This window comes from Paenibacillus sp. MER 180, assembly GCF_023713665.1.
Classification (GTDB): domain Bacteria; phylum Bacillota; class Bacilli; order Paenibacillales; family Paenibacillaceae; genus Paenibacillus_B; species Paenibacillus_B suaedae.
Genome location: NZ_JAMAVT010000002.1, coordinates 101,470 through 119,853 on the forward strand (window position 1 = coordinate 101,470; position 18,384 = coordinate 119,853).

General features: G+C 48.7%; 16 protein-coding genes. 10 read left to right on the forward strand and 6 right to left on the reverse strand.

Annotation, left to right across the window (positions count from 1 at the left end; genetic code table 11):
• Positions 1–8: 8 nt before the first annotated feature.
• The 8 genes from M3661_RS03085 to M3661_RS03120 all read left to right on the forward strand — a co-directional run bounded on the left by M3661_RS03085 (position 9) and on the right by M3661_RS03120 (position 6,914).
• Positions 9–1,145, forward strand: a complete 1,137-nt coding sequence (locus M3661_RS03085; protein ID WP_065291971.1) for a M20 family metallopeptidase — start codon at positions 9–11, stop codon at positions 1,143–1,145.
• A gap of 38 nt (positions 1,146–1,183) precedes the next feature.
• Positions 1,184–2,617 carry an NAD-dependent malic enzyme gene (locus M3661_RS03090; RefSeq protein WP_021256967.1) on the forward strand — a complete coding sequence of 478 codons (1,434 nt, stop codon included), beginning with the start codon at positions 1,184–1,186 and terminating at the stop codon, positions 2,615–2,617.
• Positions 2,618–2,627: 10 nt separating this feature from the next.
• Entirely contained in the window at positions 2,628–2,768 is a 141-nt protein-coding gene (gene sda / locus M3661_RS30190; RefSeq protein ID WP_083189260.1) for a sporulation histidine kinase inhibitor Sda, read from the forward strand.
• Between the two features lie 378 nt (positions 2,769–3,146).
• Positions 3,147–4,193 carry an ABC transporter substrate-binding protein gene (locus M3661_RS03100; protein WP_251482716.1) on the forward strand — a complete coding sequence of 349 codons (1,047 nt, stop codon included), beginning with the start codon at positions 3,147–3,149 and terminating at the stop codon, positions 4,191–4,193.
• 240 nt (positions 4,194–4,433) lie between these two features.
• The gene (locus M3661_RS03105) at positions 4,434–5,345 is read left to right on the forward strand and encodes an ABC transporter permease (protein WP_094183158.1); all 912 of its coding nucleotides are present in this window, start codon (positions 4,434–4,436) and stop codon (positions 5,343–5,345) included.
• Positions 5,346–5,347: 2 nt separating this feature from the next.
• A complete protein-coding gene (locus tag M3661_RS03110) occupies positions 5,348–6,145 on the forward strand; it encodes an ABC transporter ATP-binding protein (RefSeq protein ID WP_065291970.1) in 798 nt (265 codons plus the stop codon).
• Between the two features lie 108 nt (positions 6,146–6,253).
• The gene (locus tag M3661_RS03115) at positions 6,254–6,391 is read left to right on the forward strand and encodes a hypothetical protein (protein WP_175400525.1); all 138 of its coding nucleotides are present in this window, start codon (positions 6,254–6,256) and stop codon (positions 6,389–6,391) included.
• Positions 6,392–6,725: 334 nt separating this feature from the next.
• A complete protein-coding gene (locus tag M3661_RS03120; protein ID WP_021256963.1) occupies positions 6,726–6,914 on the forward strand; it encodes a hypothetical protein in 189 nt (62 codons plus the stop codon).
• A gap of 82 nt (positions 6,915–6,996) precedes the next feature.
• On the opposite strand, the gene M3661_RS03125 is transcribed toward M3661_RS03120, so the two are convergent.
• The 3 genes from M3661_RS03125 to M3661_RS03135 all read right to left on the reverse strand — a co-directional run bounded on the left by M3661_RS03125 (position 6,997) and on the right by M3661_RS03135 (position 11,938).
• Positions 6,997–9,111: an ABC transporter ATP-binding protein gene (locus tag M3661_RS03125; RefSeq protein ID WP_251482718.1), complete on the reverse strand. Its 2,115-nt coding sequence runs from the start codon at positions 9,109–9,111 to the stop codon at positions 6,997–6,999.
• 24 nt (positions 9,112–9,135) lie between these two features.
• Positions 9,136–10,872 (reverse strand): ABC transporter ATP-binding protein, encoded by a 1,737-nt coding sequence (locus tag M3661_RS03130; RefSeq protein WP_251482251.1) that lies wholly within the window; start codon positions 10,870–10,872, stop codon positions 9,136–9,138.
• Positions 10,873–11,485: 613 nt separating this feature from the next.
• Positions 11,486–11,938: a DUF441 domain-containing protein gene (locus tag M3661_RS03135; RefSeq protein ID WP_021260612.1), complete on the reverse strand. Its 453-nt coding sequence runs from the start codon at positions 11,936–11,938 to the stop codon at positions 11,486–11,488.
• Positions 11,939–12,022: 84 nt separating this feature from the next.
• Between M3661_RS03135 and pcp the strand changes: the two genes are divergently transcribed.
• Both pcp and helD read left to right on the forward strand, forming a co-directional pair.
• A complete protein-coding gene (gene pcp, locus M3661_RS03140) occupies positions 12,023–12,682 on the forward strand; it encodes a pyroglutamyl-peptidase I (RefSeq protein WP_251482254.1) in 660 nt (219 codons plus the stop codon).
• A gap of 78 nt (positions 12,683–12,760) precedes the next feature.
• Positions 12,761–15,058: an RNA polymerase recycling motor HelD gene (gene helD / locus M3661_RS03145; protein ID WP_251482271.1), complete on the forward strand. Its 2,298-nt coding sequence runs from the start codon at positions 12,761–12,763 to the stop codon at positions 15,056–15,058.
• Positions 15,059–15,153: 95 nt separating this feature from the next.
• Here helD and M3661_RS03150 read toward each other — a convergent pair whose 3' ends face one another.
• From M3661_RS03150 to M3661_RS03160, 3 genes are read right to left on the reverse strand one after another with little or no spacing between them, the layout of a single operon-like run.
• A complete protein-coding gene (locus tag M3661_RS03150; protein ID WP_251482276.1) occupies positions 15,154–16,080 on the reverse strand; it encodes a glycine betaine ABC transporter substrate-binding protein in 927 nt (308 codons plus the stop codon).
• 5 nt (positions 16,081–16,085) lie between these two features.
• Positions 16,086–16,925 carry an ABC transporter permease gene (locus M3661_RS03155; protein ID WP_251482280.1) on the reverse strand — a complete coding sequence of 280 codons (840 nt, stop codon included), beginning with the start codon at positions 16,923–16,925 and terminating at the stop codon, positions 16,086–16,088.
• Positions 16,906–18,225 (reverse strand): quaternary amine ABC transporter ATP-binding protein, encoded by a 1,320-nt coding sequence (locus M3661_RS03160; protein WP_285852753.1) that lies wholly within the window; start codon positions 18,223–18,225, stop codon positions 16,906–16,908. Before M3661_RS03160 ends, M3661_RS03155 begins: the two co-directional genes overlap by 20 nt.
• Positions 18,226–18,384: the final 159 nt, after the last annotated feature.

Here is an 18,384-nt window from a genome sequence, read left to right on the forward strand (position 1 = left end):
AAGTAGATATGAAATTCGTAGAGCAATTGGAACGGTGGCTGCCCGAAATGCTTGCCCTGCTGGAGCAGAGTGTGAATATGGATTCCCCATCAACGAATAAAGAGTTAACCGACCGGATGATAGATTGGTATGAGGCTTGCTTCAAGAAGGAACTTGGAGCAGTAGTAGAACGAGTTCCGAATGATAGATATGGAGATAGACTCGTCGTTCGCGTAGGCAGCGGTCCGAGGAGCATATTGCTCGTAGGCCATGCGGATACCGTATGGCCTGCGGGAGAGACGAAGAGAAGGCCATTCCGCGTAGACAGCAAACGAGCTTACGGGCCCGGTGTATATGATATGAAGGCGAGCTTGATCCAAGCATTATTTGCGATAAAAATTCTACAATTTACAAACAGACTTCCCGAACAGCTATCAATTGTGTTATTAATTAATAGTGATGAAGAAATTGGAAGTCCAACTTCGCGACAATGGATTGAATTCTATGCGAGAGACTGCGAGGCGGCCTTCGTGCTAGAGCCGCCGATGGAGCCTACTGGAGCATTGAAGACAGCTCGCAAGGGTAGTGGTCGATTCTATCTATCTGTTGAGGGACAAGCAGCACATGCGGGTGTCAATCCCGAATCGGGCGTATCTGCGGTCGAAGAGTTAGCACATCAAATTATTCAACTTCACCGTATGTCGGATCCAGAACGCGGCATACATGTGAACGTTGGTAAAATAAGCGGTGGGATTGGAGCCAATGTGGTAGCCGATTATGCCGAAGCAGACATTGATGTGCGCGTCCGGACGATGGAAGATTTCAATCGATTTGTAGAGAGGATTCATGGACTTGCTTCAATTCATCCCGATGTTCGTCTCCGATTGACTGGAGACATGAATCGTCCCCCTATGGAGCGGACAGATTCGATTGCGAAGCTGTATCAGATAGCTAGAGAAGCAGCGAAAGAACAATTGAACTTGGAGTTGGAGGAGACAAGCACGGGCGGTGTAAGCGACGGGAATTTCATAGCAGCATGTGGAGCACCAACGCTCGATGGATTAGGTGTGCGCGGAGATGGCGCACATTCACCGTCGGAATTTATTTGGCTGCATGAGTTGCCGCGTCGAACTGCATTGTTGGCTAGTATACTGGAACGTCTGTAACGTTAAGGAAGCAGTTGATTCAGGGGAGAGTGCAAGCCATGGCCAAGTCACTAGGTTCAAGCACGAATATTATTATTCGAATGGAAATTGACAAGCATGTATGTACATTTGCTCAGATTGCAGCAGCAATCGGCGAGAGCGGCGGGGATATTGTTGCGATAGACGTCATTCGCGGCACACCGGCATTTACAGTACGAGACGTTACGGTCAATGTGTATGATGGCAGTGTAGGTGATCGCATCGTACAGCGGTTGAAGCAGCTGAAGGGTGTTACGATCGTGAACGTCTCGGATCAGACATTCCTGATGCACCTCGGCGGCAAGATTGAAATGACCCCGAAAGTACCGATTCGTAACCGTGACGATCTGTCACGCGTGTATACGCCAGGCGTTGCCCGTGTATGTATGGCTATCCACGAAGATCCTAACCGCGCCTATACGCTGACGATTAAGCGGGATACGGTTGCCGTCATCTCGGATGGAACGGCAGTGCTGGGGCTTGGCAATATTGGAGCACTAGCAGCAATGCCAGTTATGGAAGGGAAGGCAATGCTGTTCAAGCAGTTTGCCAATGTAGATGCTTTCCCGATCTGTCTGGATACGCAGGACACGGAAGAAATCATACGAACGATTGAAGCGATTGCGCCGGCATTTGGCGGCATTAACTTGGAAGACATATCGGCACCGCGCTGCTTTGAAATTGAGCAGAGATTAAGCGAGAAATTGGATATTCCTATTTTCCACGATGATCAGCATGGTACATCTGTAGTCATGCTGGCGGGAATTCTCAATGCGTTGCGTATCGTTGGCAAGTCGATCGAAGATTGCAAGATTGTGCTGTGCGGCGTAGGTGCAGCCGGAATGGCATGCACGGAGATGCTGCTCACAGCAGGAGTTGTGAATATCATTGGTGTCGATCGTCAGGGTGCGCTAGTACGCGATACCGTGTATGAAAATGAAGCATGGAATCGGTACGCATCGAAGACAAATCCGAACTTAGAGAGCGGTTCTCTGAGTGATGTTATCCGAGGTGCGGATGTATTTATCGGCGTATCCGGGCCAGGTGTATTGAAGAGAGAGGATGTCATGACAATGGCTTCCGACCCAATCGTATTTGCTATGGCCAATCCGACTCCAGAAATCGATCCGGACGAAATCGAAGATATTGCTCGCATTATTGCAACAGGCCGTTCGGATTACCCGAACCAAATCAATAATGTTCTCTGTTTCCCAGGGCTGTTCCGCGGCGTGCTGGATTGCCGTGCGTCCAAGGTGACAGAACGTATGAAGCTGGCAGCGGCACATGCAATTGCTGAAGTTGTACCTGCCGATGAGCTGAATGAACTCTATATCATTCCGAGCGTCTTTAATGCACAAGTTGTGCCGAAGGTTCGTGATGCGGTCGTAGATGCGGCCTATGCGGATGGCGTGGCACGCAGACGTGATTACAGAGACGTGAACAAAGGGGTATAATCTACACGTTATGTACACGTTATTGACCGACGAATCACTACAAGAAGCTTATGAGGAAGCTGTTCGTATGCAATTGGAGGCTACATTTGTCGATATGCTTCTTGCTGAAATTGAATATCGTAGGAAGCGGATAAGTCTCGAGGCTTCCTGATGCACCTTGTTCTGCTTGCGTTTCATGCTTAGAAATACATTTGAAAACAATCATACATGACAGCCACTCTTTCAAACTACGATGTCTGAAGGGGTGGCTGTTTTATATGTAGGAGAGAAAAACACAAAAAAATGAAATAAAATACTAGAAAATGCCATATTTATCAAACGTTATTATTGACGAGTTGGAATATGTAGGTACAATATGCCTATAACGCGTTACTTGGATCATGCTTTTAAGCTTTTGTGGTTTTATGCTTTTATGTGGTAAATCATTTTTTTGTTGAAATTGACCACTGCTAACAACGTTAGTGTTGTGGTGAACCAAGAAAAATGATAGTTTACAAGAATTTATGATGTGAAAGGGAGAATGGTCATGATGAAATCTCGTCGTCATCTTGTTATGACTGCAATTATGTTGCTTCTGATGCTGTTTGCAGCTGCATGTGGGAATGGTGGATCTGCCAATAATGCCACTAGTGAAGGGAGCGGAGGAGCTAAGGGCTCTGCTGAAGGCAAGAAAGTCAAAATTGGCATTACCCAGGTTGTCAATCATGCATCCCTCGATGAGGCCTATAAAGGCTTCGTTCAAGCATTAAAGGATAATGGTTATGTCGAAGGAGAGAACTTAGTACTGGATCATCAGAATGCTCAGGGTGATCAGACAAATGCAGCTACGATCGCGCAGAAATTCGCGACGGGCGGAGTGGATCTCATTTTAGGGATTGGCACATCGGTTTCTCAAGCTGCAGCGAAGGAGACGAAGGATATTCCTGTGCTGTTTACGGCGGTTACGGATCCTGTAGGAGCGGGTCTTGTGCAGAGCATGGAGAGCCCTGGCGGCAATGTGACGGGAACGACAGATCTGCATCCGGAAGCGATCTCCAAGTTGATGGAGTTCATTAAGGACAATGTCAAAAATATTGCATCAGTAGGCATCATCGCGAATGAAGGCGAGCAAAACACCGTAGTCAATGTCCAGAAAGCTGAGGAAGCTCTAACAAAGCTCGGGTTATCGGTTGTCAAAGCCCCTGTAACGAATAGCTCGGAAGTGAAGCAAGCTGCGGAATCGCTTATTGGCAAGGTGCAGGCCATTTATGTTCCTTCTGATAATACAGTCGTAAGTGCGTTGAACTCGGTTATTGGTGTGGGCAATGACAATAAGATTCCGGTGTTCGTTGCAGAGAAAGACTCAGTAAAGAACGGCGGTGTTGCTTCCTTCGGCTTCGAATATTTCGATCTAGGTTATACGACCGGCAAGATGGCTGTTGAAATCCTTAAGGACGGCAAGAAACCGGCTGATGTTCCTGCTCGTATTCCTGAATCTCTCGATTTGGCGTTGAACCTGAAGGCTGCAGCTGCTCAAGGATTCGATGTATCGGATGCGATGAAGCAGCAGGTCAAGCCGGAGAACTTGTTCCAATAAAGACGGTAGGCATTGCTTCGCTGCACATGCGGAAGACGAAAGAGAGCAGAATCATGCTTTACCGAACCGTTCTATGAGGCTCTAATCGCGCATCAAGTGTAAGCACAGGCAGCCGCACTACTGCACTACATACGGCCTGTACGATAACGGCTTGGCGACCGCAATCATGTTGGTTGTTCGAGTTGATTTCGATACGGGCCGTTCGTTCATTTATACGAATCGAGGAAGGAGCGATGGCTCGTGGATGGATTTGGATTAGCGATGCTGAAATCGGCCGAGTTAGGCGTGTTATATGCTGTAATGGCGTTAGGGGTATACTTAACATTTCGCATACTTGATTTCCCGGATTTAACGGTAGACGGAAGCTTTACGACGGGTGCAGCGATCGCTGCATTATCAATAACTTCGGGCATATCGCCTTGGATTGGTACGCTGCTTGCATTTCTCGGTGGTGGAATTGCAGGCATGATTACGGGTCTTATTCATACGAAGGGGAAAATCAACGCACTTCTATCTGGCATATTGATGATGATTGCTTTGCATTCCATTAATTTGCGGATTATGGGCAAGGCCAATATTGGCCTGATGCAGAATGAGACGCTGCTGACGCCTCTATCGCATGGATTTACGCTGCTTTTGGTAATGGGAGCATTTGCGCTGCTTATTAAATTTGGTCTGGACTGGTTTTTGCGTACGGAAATTGGTTTGTCACTGCGCGCGACGGGGAACAACCCGCGGATGATTCGCAGCTTCGGTGTGCATACCGACAATACGATTATTCTTGGCGTCAGTCTCTCGAATGCACTTGTTGCTCTATCAGGCGCACTTGTCGCGCAATCCCAAGGGTTCGCGGATATCCAATCCGGGGTAGGCATGATTGTTGTGGGGCTGGCCTCTGTCATTATCGGTGAGGCGATATTTGGCCATCGCACGATCATGCGTGCTACGCTAGCTGTGGTGCTAGGTGCTGTGCTGTATCGGGTCATTATCGCAATTGCTTTGCGAATGCAAATGAATGCAACCGATTTGAAGCTGCTCACAGCAATTATCGTTATTGTTGCCTTAACGATACCGATGATTCGCAAGTCATGGAATCAACGTCGTGCAAGCAAGCTTCGTGCTATCCAGATGATTCAAAAGGGTGGTGAATAGGGATGCTGCATGTCAATCAGGTAAGTAAGTTTTTTAATGCGAATACGGCTGATGAGAAGATGGCATTGTCTCATATTCAACTGCATTTACAACCTGGCGACTTCGTTACGGTTATAGGTAGCAATGGAGCAGGCAAATCGACCCTAATGAATATTATTTCCGGAGTGATTGCGCCTGATGTAGGTAGCGTCTCGTTAGATGGTCATGAGGTAACATCCATGTCAGAACATCGCCGGAGTCGCTGGATCGGTCGTGTGTTCCAAGACCCGATGGCTGGAACGGCACCGGATATGACGATTGAGGAAAATATGTCTATTGCCCTGCGCCGTGCAACGAGACGGGGGCTGGGATTCGGTGTTACGCGCGCTCGCCGAACCTTGTTCAAAGAGGAATTGTCCAGACTTAAGCTTGGTTTGGAGAATCGCTTGAACGCTAAGGTGGGATTATTATCTGGCGGTGAGCGCCAAGCCTTAAGCTTATTGATGGCCACGTTCACGCAGCCTAGTATCTTGCTGCTTGATGAGCATACGGCAGCCCTTGATCCTGGCCGTGCAGAGCTTATTACTCGTCTAACAGAAGAGATTGTGCGAGCATCAGCGCTTACTACACTCATGGTGACACACAACATGGAGCAGGCCATTCGGCTAGGCAATCGCCTTATCATGATGGATAAGGGGAAAATCGTGCTTGATATTCCGTCGAAGTCGAAGCAGACATTAACGGTAGATTCCTTGCTTCGCGAGTTCGAGCGTGTTCGTGGGGAGAAATTTGTGGATGATCGGGTTGTGCTCGGAGGATAGTCCCAAGATATGTTTGAAGATACTTGAAGAGATCCTACAGGAATTAGATCGGCATAAGACGTTATAAATGTGGGGTAAGCGGGAAGTCTATAAGTGGAGGTGAGTGATATGCCGCATAACAAAGCGCAGCGAATTCATCAACAACAGAATCAGGCCAGCATCATGGAGGAGCAAGTAACTCCGAAGCTAGGCAAGATTGCCCACCGGGCAGCAAGCTTGAACCAGATTCCGAAGCAGCAAGGCTAGACGGATACTCATTCATTATATGATGCCTGATGCCTCGTACTTCCGGAAGAAGGAATGAACTTGCGTGCAATGCTGACCTTCCCAACTCATGGATGACAGACGACAAAGCACAAGACAAAGGAGTGTAAACAAATGGCACATAAACAACAAGGACATTCCCGTCAAAATACGACGACGCGTACTTCAGATGCCAATAATGCAAAAGGCAAACACAAGTAACTGCAATAACAATTAAGCATGTATACAGCAATCATGTTGGCTTATCCTCGATATTGCAGTTATGAAGTATTGCCTTTCCTGTTGTCTAACGCCTTTCAAGGAGGATGCCAAATCGATGGATCATCTGAATCTGGAGAGCGACTACTCCTGCTCTCAGGCAAGTACCGATTTGCCGCAGCTTAAGGCAGAACTTGAATCGCTTCGTTCAAAGGCGATTGGAGGCATGTCTTATGATCTGGAGCAGGAACTCAATCGAGTAGAGAATCAAATCCACTTTATTAAAAATAAGTGTTCCCTGCGTTAAATGATTGTATCGATCAGAAAGAGCGTTCACCATGTCTGCTTATGCAGACGTAGTGAACGCTCTTCTTATTGAACATGATCGATTAGGTCGTAGGGACAGCAGAAGCCGAACTCGTGCCAAGCTTCGTACTGGATAAAACTGCTGCGGTATGCTCTATAGGCGCAGCGACTGAACCTTGCTGGAGCTGGTACATCTTATAGTAACGTCCTTGCAGTTCCATAAGCTCATCATGGGAGCCTTGTTCTACAATCTCACCACGATGGAGCACAAGAATCACATCCGCACTGCGAATCGTCGATAAGCGGTGGGCGATGATGAATGTGGTACGTCCACGCTTCAATACATCGAGTGCCTCTTGAATCAGAGCCTCTGTCTCCGTATCAATGTTCGCAGTTGCCTCATCCAGGATTAAGATGGAAGGCTGGAACGCTAGAGCACGGGCGAAGGAAATCAACTGACGCTGTCCGGCTGAGAGTGTGCTTCCCTTCTCGATAACGGGCTCATCAATACCGTTCGGAAGCTGCTTCAATATTCGATCTGCGCCGACGGCCTTCAAGGCGTCCTCCACCTGTTGGCGCGAAATGCGCGGATCGCCGAGACTGACATTGCTGGCGATTGTTCCGGTGAAGAGGAACGGATCTTGCAGCACGATTCCCATATGCTCACGAATCCATTGCTTCGGAACGCTCGTGATAGGCGTACCGTCAATGCGGATTTCCCCTTTTTGCGGGTCGTAGAAACGGAAGAGCAAGTTCATTATCGAGCTCTTTCCGGAACCAGTATGGCCGACGAGAGCAACCGTCTGTCCTGGCTTCGCCTCGAAATTGATGTTCTTCAGGACGTAATCTTCCTTATATGCGAAGGAGACGCTGTCAAACTCAACATGCCCCTTATAGCGCGGCATGGAGCCTTCGTCGAGCTCTTCGCCATATTCATCCATGAGCTCGAAGACACGCCCAGCCGAGACGATGGATGAATCGAGATTGGCTAGTTGGTTCACCATTCCGATAATTGGATGGAACAAGCGGTTCAACAGATCGGTGAATGCATACAGCACACCGAGCGTGATGATCCCGGAGCCGCTCAAGGAAGCGCCAGCGAAATACCAGAGCACAACCGCAAATGCAATGTTGCGCAATACATTAACCAAGTTGTGCGAGGTGAATGCATTCAAGTTCAACATCTTATTCTGGTACGTAAAGTACTCGTCGTTCATGGCATTGAATTCATCCATTGTGTGACGCTGACGGCGGAATGCACGAATGACAGGCATCCCTTGGATCGATTCGTTGATCATGGCGTTAATGGAGCTCAGTCGCGAACGAATGATCTTGTTGTAGCGAGTTGCGAACTTACGGTACAGAATAACCCACAATACGATAAGTGGCAGCACGAACATGCAGACGAGCGCCAACTTTACATCCAAGATGAACAGTGCGACATAAATACCAGATATCGTAATGATCCCGGATGTGAAGTTCGACAGTACGGAGACGAACAAGTCTTTCACTGCTTCGGTATCATTGGTTACACGTGAGACAACCTTCCCTGCGGGCAGGTTATCGAAGTACGGGATTGGCAGACGCTGCACATGGGCATAGACATCGCCGCGAAGTGTTCGAATAACTCGGTTCGCAGCCGTCTGTAAGCCAAGTGTCTTGCCGAAGCTCATGAAGATACTCACGACAAGCAATCCAAAATAGAGAGCCATCAACTTCACGATGCTTGCAATCTCCGGCTCGTAGAAATGCAATATTTCTTGCAGAGACATGACGACAGCAGGGGAGCTATAAGCCGTATCGCCCGTTCCGATCGTCAAGGTTCCATCCTTGAATATCCGATCACCCGTTGCTTGTTCAGGAATGTGTCCATTCACGAATAGGAATTGGGAGCCGACTTGCAGAATGCGTGCTTCGGCGCCTTTCTCCTCGCCAGGCTCAAAGCGATCCTCGCGCTTTAAGGTACGTCCTTCGTATGTGATGGCACCCTCTGCTAGCGCATTAACTTCATAATAGGGCTTCTCAATCCCCAAGATATGCTTATCGATAATCGTCTTGGCGATGAATGGGCCGGACAGTTCTGCCGCCACGGCCAGCGCCAACATGAGTAGTGCAAGTATGAACGTACCTTTATATTTCAACGCATAGCGCCACAATCGTCTGCCTACATGACGAGGCGCTTCTTTTTGTTGTTCCATTTCCACGTTGTATTTCCTCCCTTCTTACAATCCAGACTCCAATTGCTGGCGGTCATACTGTTCCTTATACCAGCCGCCTTGCTGGAGCAGTTGCTCGTGCGTGCCTTGCTCGACGATGCGTCCGTCATCCATGACAATAATCATATCTGCATGCTCGATGGCAGACAGACGGTGTGTTGTAATGAGTGTCGTCTTGCCAGCACGCTGCTCACGAATATTCTTAATAATATTCGCTTCTGTCCGTGCATCTACCGCAGAGAGGGCATCATCCAAAATAAGCACTTCTGGGTCTTTAATGAAGGCACGTGCCAGAGATACACGCTGCTTCTGACCGCCAGACAGCGCCACACCTTTCTCACCAACGATCGTGTCGATACCGTTGACCAGGGTAGGAAGGTCATGTGTGAAGGAGGCCGTATCGATGGCATTCATCACATCTTGTTCCGTACCATGTTCTGAACCGTGTAGAATATTTTCTTTCACGGTTTTTGAGAATAGAATTTGCTCCTGCGGCACATAACCGATCCAGCTGTGGAGTTGATCCATTGGAATTTGATCGAGCGGCACGTCATTGATTAAGAACTGACCATTCCCAATCGGGTATTCCCGCAGCAATTGTTTAATGAACGTTGACTTGCCGCTGCCGGTACGTCCGACAATGCCCAACGTCTGACCTTTGCGCAGCGTAAGTGAAATGTCCTCCAGATTAGGCACCGTCGACGATGGATACTGGAATTTGTAATGCTTCCAAGTGAAGGTTGCTGGAACATCGACTTCCTTAGGTTGCGCTGCATCCTGTACATCTGGGGTGTAATGAAGAACTTCGTTTACCCGATCCATTGCGGCATTCCCACGCTGCATAACATTGATAAGTTCGCCAATGGCAAACATTGGCCAGATCATAAATCCAAGGTACATATTGAATGTCAGCAATTCACCTAGTGTCATCTCATTATGAATAATCAGATAAGCACCGAATCCAAGCCCGATCATGTAGCTAAGCCCGATAAACAAGCGAATAACGGGATCGAACAACGCATCAATTTTGGCAACAGCGACATTCTTCTCATACACGTCCTGTACGATGTTGCGGAAGTGCTGTTCATCTGATTTCTCTTGTACATAGGCGCGAAGTACGCGTACACCGCCAACTGATTCGAGCACCTGATCATTCATTTTGCCGAACGCATCCTGTGCAATGGTGTAGCGCTCATGAATCTTCTTGCCGAATATCTTCATCGCGATGGCGATGAAGGGCAGCGGGAGCAGCACCGCAAGTGTCAGCTTCCACTGCATTATAAGCATTGCGACAAGCACGGTCGCGAGAAATGCAGTCGAGTCGGTTAAGGTAAGCATGCCGAAGCCAGTTGTCATGGCAACGGAACGCAGGTCATTCGTTGATCGCGCCATTAAGTCGCCTGTACGATTCTTCTCGAAGAACGAAGGCGTCATCTTCAAGAACTGGCGCATCAGCTTGGAGCGCAGCTTGCGCTCCACAAGGTTGGCTCCTCCGAAGATTTGATACATCCATACATACGTAATTCCATAAATGATCACCATGGAACCGAGAATGTAAGATAGGTACTTCGTTAGAGACTGCCACGTGATCGCACCTGTTACGATCTCATCGATAGCATTACCAAGCAGTCGGGGAGGCAGAAGTTCAAGTATGCCTACTGCGATGAGCAGGGTTACCCCGATTAAGTATCTCGTTTTGTGTTCTTTAAAGAACCAGCCGAGCTTTCCTAGTACGGAAAACATACATTCACATCCTTTGTCATTTGTTGCAGATTGATCGCCAGACAATAAAAAAAGGGCATACCGTTCGTAAACGATATCCCTTGATGAATAAGGTCATATGTACGAGCGGTGAGCGCCCGTTGTCCAATCCTGATTCCACGATCCGAAATCCATCATGGCACTTGATTGGCGATTACCCAATCAGTACCTCATGATCTATCGAAATGGATTCATTCTTCCGTTCGATCTAATCGTTAGAAACCAATCAGATCGCTCGGTTCAGCAGGGCTCCACTGATATGAAATTGCTTGTGCTGCGGCTGCGTTATCAATGTGTTGATTTAGCAATTGTACTGTCAACATGGAGTTTACCTGCCTTTCTGCATGAATTTAGTTGGACGATTCATTGTTATCGTCCTGTCTGCTTGTTGATTCTAGCACTGTGGATGAAATATTGTCAATCATTTTGTTGCACAAATTTAACATTTGACGTGCCTTATCCCATTGATCATATTTGCTGCTGAACTGCTAATATGCGACAGCTAAAGCAGCTGCTATGTGAGCAAAATAGCCCTAATAGGTGATTTGCCGTATATCAGGAATCATCGTATGATGAAGATGATTCGAGGTCGTCGTTATGATTTCCCGAGCAGCAATGACAGTATGCCTGCTGCAATGAGAGGGCCGACCGGAACACCGCGGAACAAGGCCACGCCAAGAACGGTGCCTACGAGCAGACCAGCGACCACAGTTGGAGATTGAGTCATTAATTGGGCGCCGCGGCCTCCCAAATACGCAACGAGGATTCCGACGGCAATAGCTAACAGCGACTTCCAATTCATAAAGGATTGCGCGATCGTATCGATGGACATTTTGCCGCTTGCAATCGGTGCCATGACTCCGATCGTCAAGATAATGATGCCTACGGTTAGTCCGTACTTCTCAATCCAAGGGAATAGGCTCTGCATGTTCGTCACGCGGAGCAGCAGAAGAACCACCATTGCGATCGTAACGGTAGAATTGCCGCTTACAATGCCGAGTCCTGCAAATCCGAGTAGGATGAGGGAAGAAATATCTAGTTGTGACATGGTATGTATCTCCTTTCACATTCGTTGACAAGAATAGCATATTTCCTACGTATTGAAAATAAAACAGAGCGGGGTGCTGTATCGATGAGCAACACAGTAATCATCACAGGGTTTGACCCATTTGGCAATGAAACGATTAATCCTTCTTGGGAGGCAGTTAAGTTGCTTCATGGTCGCAGTATCGGACGTTACGACGTTCATGCCATCCAGCTTCCAACCTCGTTCGAGCGGGCGGGAACCGTGCTGGCGGAAACAATGGAGCAAGTGAAGCCGGAAGCCGTGATCTGTGTCGGTCAAGCCGGAGGCAGACCGGATATTACACTGGAACGTGTAGCCATTAATTTGAAGGATGCACGCATACCTGATAATGATGGGGCGCAGCCAACTGATGGAGCCATTGTCGAGAATGGGCCAGTCGCCTATTGGGCCCGTATGCCATTGAAGGCAATTCGCGCGGCTGTACAAGAAGAGGGCATCCCTTGCTCGATTTCCTATACAGCGGGAACGTTCGTGTGTAATGCGATATTTTACCGGCTGATGCACCTTCTTAATGAGCAGCAAGATCCAAATCATAAGCGCGGCGGATTTATTCATATCCCATTTTTGCCCGTACAGGCAGCTCGTTATTCCAACATGCCGAGTATGTCGCAGGATGATGTGGTGAAGGCGCTTGAAACGGTCATTCTTCACTTAGACGATGCGGAGAATGCAAACGAAAGTGCAGGGACGTTACACGGAGCCTAAGTTTAGGATATAATAGTACTTTTCGATACAGATCCTAAGAGGATTCGAATCGGCCAGCAGGCGGAAAGGAGTTGCAAGGTGAACGAACAACCATCCATGAGGGATGAGGAAGAATTATATCTAACAGGCGTGCTTCGCTTAATGGATCGCCAGATCGCTGCATTAGAAGCGACCGCTGAGGAACGTCAAGCAGAAATTGTGGAGATGAAGCGCCAATTCTGGGACGAGGTATCGGTCGATAATGACGAGATGTTCGAGACGTATGTGAGCATCATGCAGCAGGCGAAGGACTTGGCAAGTCACGAACGCGTACAGAAGCATGCAGCCAAATGGCTGAACAAGCTGCGCAAGCATATTCAGGCGCCTTACTTCGGGCGCGTTGACTTTATAGAAGATGGAGACATGGAGACACTACCAGTCTATATCGGGCTCATGTCCGTGTCGGATGAAGAGAGTGGAGAACATCTTGTTTACGATTGGCGTACGCCGATTGCTGGGTTGTTCTATGATTATGCGCCAGGTCCGGTGCAATATCGGACTCCAGCAGGAGTTATTGAAGGAGAGATGACGCTCAAGCGTCAGTTCCTCATCCGAAATGGCCGCTTGGAGGCTGTCTTCGATACCGGTATTCAGATCGGCGACGACATGCTGAAGGAGATGCTGAAGCGGAGTGCTGATACGAAGATGAAGAGTATCGTCAGCACGATACAGCGCGAGCAGAATGCCATTATCCGGGATGACCTGCATGATGTGCTTATTGTGCAGGGAGCGGCAGGAAGCGGCAAGACGTCAGCAGCTATGCAGCGAATTGCGTACCTGCTGTACAAATATCGCAGCAGCATGCGTTCCGAGCAAATTATCTTATTCTCACCGAATGATCTATTCAACGATTACGTGTCCAGCATATTGCCTGAGCTTGGCGAGGAGAATATGACGCAGACGACGTTCCAATCTTATATCGAGCATCGGCTCGTCACCGAGCGCAGCATTGAGGATATTTATGATCAGACGGAACGCCTCATGCAGGGCATGGAACGCTGGACAGCTTCTAGAGAGGCAAGAGTCGAAGCGGCCGCGGCAAGATGGAAAGCTTCGGCGGGCTATCAGCAGATCCTCGATCGCTATATTGAATCATTGCAGCGGGAAGGCATGCGCTTCATTCGCTTCGGGACGCCGAAGCGGACGATAATTAGCACCGAACAGCTTGCGGAGCAATTCTATAGCCAGCTTGCGGATTGGTCATTGCCTGCTCGGATGGACAAGCTAAGAGATTGGCTGCTGGAACAGCTTCGTGCTTGGGCAGTGAAGGAACAGAAGCGTGTCTATCGCAAGCTGCAGCAGCAGCCGAATTATTTAGGGACGGAAGAAGAGCTTCGCGACTTGAGCCGCAAGCAGGTGAACAAGTGGTTGAAGCGGTTCCGCAAGCAGGCGAAGGAGCTTCGCTTCGTCGATTGGGAAGAGATGTATTGTGACTGCATGCGCAAGATTGAGCATTGGGCGCGTCAGACAGATGGTATCGCGAGCGTCAATGGAACCATTGACGTGGAGACGATACGGGCAATTGGCCAGCGGGCAGTAAATCAATTCGAATCAGGGATGATTCCATTTGAGGACGCTTCCCCATTGCTGTATTTAATTGAAAGTGTAGAAGGATTCGACACCTTCAACCATATTCGACATGTGGTGATCGATGAGGCGCAGGACTACTCGCCGTTCCAATATGCGCTGCTGACTCGATTATTTCCACGCAGCCGCTTCACGATATTGGGCGATTGGAATCAAGCGATCTACGAATCGAATCGTATGGGGTCAGCGTCCGCGCTGCAAGCTGTATTCTCAGAGAAGAAGTCCGGTGTTATTACGCTTCGCAAGAGCTATCGCTCCACCCGAAATATTATGGAGCTCGCGAGCAGTGTGCTGCCGAATGGCGAGAAGGTAGAGCCTTTCAGTAGAGAGGGTGAAGAGCCGATTCTCATTCGCTGCGAGGACGAAGAGGAGCAGCTGGATCAAGCTAGTAAGCAGCTATTGGCATGGACAGAGGCAGGGGAGCTTGCTTCCATCGCAATTATTACGAAGGATGAAGCGACAGCGGCGCAGGTTCACGAACGCTTGCAGCACAGCTTCCCGCAGTTGAAGCGGGTATCGAAGCATACGAAGCAGTTCGTATCTGGATTATGGGTTGTCCCATCCTACTTGGCGAAGGGTCTTGAATTCGATGGAGTTATTGTATTTGACGCGCACGAGCAGGCTTATGGGAATGAAGCAGATCGCAAGCTGTTCTACACAGTGTGTACGCGAGCAATGCATCGCCTTGCCTTGTTGGCAGTTGGATCAGTGACACCGTTCCTTGATTCATGGAACCAAGGAAGAAGCTAACGGATAACAACTTATATGTAAGCAATTGAAGAAGCGCCATGTGACATTGAATCGGGAATCCGATCCTTGCCACAGGCGCTTTTTTAAATGGCTGTCTATTTCTTCAAATCCTCGATCGATTGAATACTTACATAAGAAGGGACGACAAGGCCAATCTTCGTGCCGTTTAAATTCGAGCCAAGATCGTCCACATTATTTTGGAAGCGCTCATAATAGTCCTTATGGGTAGTAGGCAGCCAAGCTGCTACAATTGCGTCAACGTCGCCATTGGCAACACCTGTCCACATTGGACCAGCCTCTACCTGAATCAGATCGACCTTATACCCGACTTCATTTTCTAATACGGAAGCAATGATATTTGTACTCGCTATTTCGGAATCCCAAGCCACATATCCAAGCTTGAGCTTCTTACCCTCAACCTTGTCGACTCCGCTCGTCCAAGCCTGGACTTTGTCTGTATTCGCCTCGATCCAAGCCGTAGCTGCATCCTTCGGCTCCTGACCATCATGAATGTCCACCATTACCTTGGCCATGTCTTCAGCCGTCCATTCGAATCGATCCAATGTCTTGTACGCGCTTGGCTCATCTTCCTTCAATCCCTTGCGAGCAATCGTATGAATCTCTTCATCGCCTCCGTAGATTCCCTTTGGATCCTCTAAGTATTTCAATTCATACTTCGCGAACATCCAGTGCGGCGTCCAGCCCGTAATAATGATAGGCTCCTGCTTCTTGATTGCTTTATCTAGAGCGGCAGTCATCGCAGCCCCAGAGCCTTCGATCAGCTTCCAATCGGTCAGCTCATAATCCTTAAGAGCTGCTTCTGTCGATTGCATAATGCCTGCACCGGCATCAATTCCGATAATCTTATAATCAACCTGCTTTCCGATGCTGCCGCCTGTTGAACTCGCGGTTCCATCATTGCCAGCCGTGCTGCTAGATGAGTCGGCGCATCCGGCCAAAGTCCAGCCTAACATAGCAACAAGTCCAGCCAGCACCCAATACTTTGTACGACGTTGTTTCATTTCCATCACGCTCCTTGTTTATTCGTTTTCCGTTTTTTCAGCCATTGTTGAGAGAAACGATCCAAGATGATGGCTAACAGTACAACAGACAGCCCTGCCTCGAATCCCTTGCCGATTTTGAGCATTGTGACAGCTCGATAGACTTCGGTGCCAATCCCTTGTGCCCCGATCATGGATGCGATCACGACCATGGATAGCGTCAGCATGATGGTCTGATTCACGCCCGCCATTAGTGTCGGCATGGCTACGGGAAGCTGTACCTTCCACAAGGTCTGCATGGATGTAGAGCCGAACGCGGAAGCGGCTTCGATCATGTCGTGCGGAACTTGACGTATGCCGAGTTCAGTTAGGCGAATGGTAGGAGGAACGGCAAAAATAATAGAAGCAATCACGCCAGGTACGATTCCTAGACCGAATAGAAATACGGCGGGAAGCAGGTAGACAAATGCCGGCATCGTCTGCATGAAGTCCAGTATTGGCTTGACAATGCGGGACAATCGGTCTATTTTCCCACAAGCGATGCCTAGTGGGACGCCGATGATGATTGATAGGATCGTGGCGACAATTACGAGCGCAAGTGTATTCATTGTGGGTTCCCAGTATCCAAGCCAATCGATGATAAAGAGTCCGATAAGCGTAAGCAGCGATAGTGACCATCGGCCGATGACAAAGGCAAGCAATGCAGCCATGAAAATGAACACATAAGACGGTGGCAGCAGAAAGAGATCCGAGATGCTCTCTACAATTCGCTCAATCCATTTGGAGAGCAGTCGGAACCATCCATCTGCGTTCGTGCTTAGCCAATTGACGGCGTGCTCGACCCAATCACCGATTCTCAGCTGCATCGAGTGTCACTCCTTCCGTAGAGCGACTGCTATTGTCTGCGTTAGCTAAGGGTTCTAGGCGCTCGAGTCCTGATGAGGCAGTTGGCATAGATTTCGTAGAATCATCCATCTCATCCGCTGAGTCAATTAGATTGCCTGCAAGCGCTCCGAGTACGGCACCGCGTACAATGGCGCCCATTAGCTTGCCATCCGGATCGACAACAGCAATAGGAAGTTTCGCTTCGCCAGATAAGGCTAGCAGCTCATGAAGAACAATAGAGGGCGATACGATGGGAACGTCGATGTGCATGACTTGTTGCAAGGATAGGCCTCTGCGAGCTGCCTCGCTAGCCTGTTCGGCTGTAACGACCCCTTGAAGGGACTTATCCTTTCCGACGACGAACAGTGTGGAAATACCGATATCCCTCATTAATTGCAGCGCCACTCGCGGACCGCGATCTAAGGATATCGTCTCTGGCCTGCGCATAATATGCGAGGCGGTAAGGACTTTGGATAAGTCTACGCCTTCAACGAATCGCTCTACATATTCGTCAGCTGGCTGCATCAACATTTGCTCGGGGGTTCCAATCTGAATAAGCTTGCCGTCTTTCAGCAAGGCGATGCGATCGCCGATGCGCAGCGCTTCATCCAAGTCATGGGTAATGAAAATGATGGTTTTGTGCATTTTCTGCTGCAGGGCAAGCAGTTCATCCTGCATATCGCGGCGGATTAACGGATCTAGTGCACTGAATGCTTCATCCATAAGGAGGATATCTGGATTATTAGCTAAGGCACGTGCCAATCCAACTCGCTGCTGCATGCCGCCGCTTAGTTCTTCCGGGTATTTGTCTTCCCAGCTACCTAGGCCGACGAGCTCTAGCGCTTCAGTGGCCCTGCGGTAGCGATGTTCCTTGGAGAGACCTTGTATTTCGAGGCCATATGCGGCATTGTCAAGCACAGTACGGTGGGGGAAGAGTGCGAATTTCTGAAATACCATCCCAATTGTCCTTCGCCTCACCTCTCGCAAATCGGCTGCATTCAGTCTCGAAATATTCCGATCCTTCAGCCAGATTTCACCTGAGGTTGGCTCAATGAGTCGGTTTAGCATGCGCACGAGTGTGGATTTGCCACTGCCAGACAAACCCATAATAACGAAGATTTCTCCTTTTTCCACGGCAAAGGATACCTGGTTCACAGCTACGGTCGCTTGTTTTTCTTTGGCGAGCCGCTCTCTTGACCACCCTTGTTGCAGTAGAGTGAGTGCTTTTTGTTCGTGCTGTCCAAATATTTTAGTCACTTGGTTGACCTTGATCATGGACAATCCTGTCACCTCTCTTGCGTATGGAATTGAGCGTTATTTACGCTATATCCATTTTAACCCTTGGAAAAAACAGAGAACAACCATGAAAACAGTTTGTAAGATACGTTCAGAAAAAACTTTATGAACTTATTCTTTTGAATACTCCAATATGCTAAATAT

Excerpts from the sequence above, each read along its gene's own strand:
- M3661_RS03125 (WP_251482718.1), bottom strand. The coding sequence starts at position 9,111 with ATGGAACAACAAAAAGAAGCGCCTCGTCATGTAGGCAGACGATTGTGG.
- M3661_RS03130 (WP_251482251.1), bottom strand. The coding sequence starts at position 10,872 with ATGTTTTCCGTACTAGGAAAGCTCGGCTGGTTCTTTAAAGAACACAAA.
- M3661_RS03085 (WP_065291971.1), top strand. The coding sequence starts at position 9 with ATGAAATTCGTAGAGCAATTGGAACGGTGGCTGCCCGAAATGCTTGCC.
- pcp (WP_251482254.1), top strand. The coding sequence starts at position 12,023 with ATGAGCAACACAGTAATCATCACAGGGTTTGACCCATTTGGCAATGAA.
- M3661_RS03100 (WP_251482716.1), top strand. The coding sequence starts at position 3,147 with ATGAAATCTCGTCGTCATCTTGTTATGACTGCAATTATGTTGCTTCTG.
- sda (WP_083189260.1), top strand. The coding sequence starts at position 2,628 with ATGTACACGTTATTGACCGACGAATCACTACAAGAAGCTTATGAGGAA.
- M3661_RS03155 (WP_251482280.1), bottom strand. The coding sequence starts at position 16,925 with ATGCAGCTGAGAATCGGTGATTGGGTCGAGCACGCCGTCAATTGGCTA.
- M3661_RS03110 (WP_065291970.1), top strand. The coding sequence starts at position 5,348 with ATGCTGCATGTCAATCAGGTAAGTAAGTTTTTTAATGCGAATACGGCT.
- M3661_RS03135 (WP_021260612.1), bottom strand. The coding sequence starts at position 11,938 with ATGTCACAACTAGATATTTCTTCCCTCATCCTACTCGGATTTGCAGGA.
- M3661_RS03090 (WP_021256967.1), top strand. The coding sequence starts at position 1,184 with ATGGCCAAGTCACTAGGTTCAAGCACGAATATTATTATTCGAATGGAA.
- M3661_RS03115 (WP_175400525.1), top strand. The coding sequence starts at position 6,254 with ATGCCGCATAACAAAGCGCAGCGAATTCATCAACAACAGAATCAGGCC.
- M3661_RS03120 (WP_021256963.1), top strand. The coding sequence starts at position 6,726 with ATGGATCATCTGAATCTGGAGAGCGACTACTCCTGCTCTCAGGCAAGT.
- M3661_RS03150 (WP_251482276.1), bottom strand. The coding sequence starts at position 16,080 with ATGAAACAACGTCGTACAAAGTATTGGGTGCTGGCTGGACTTGTTGCT.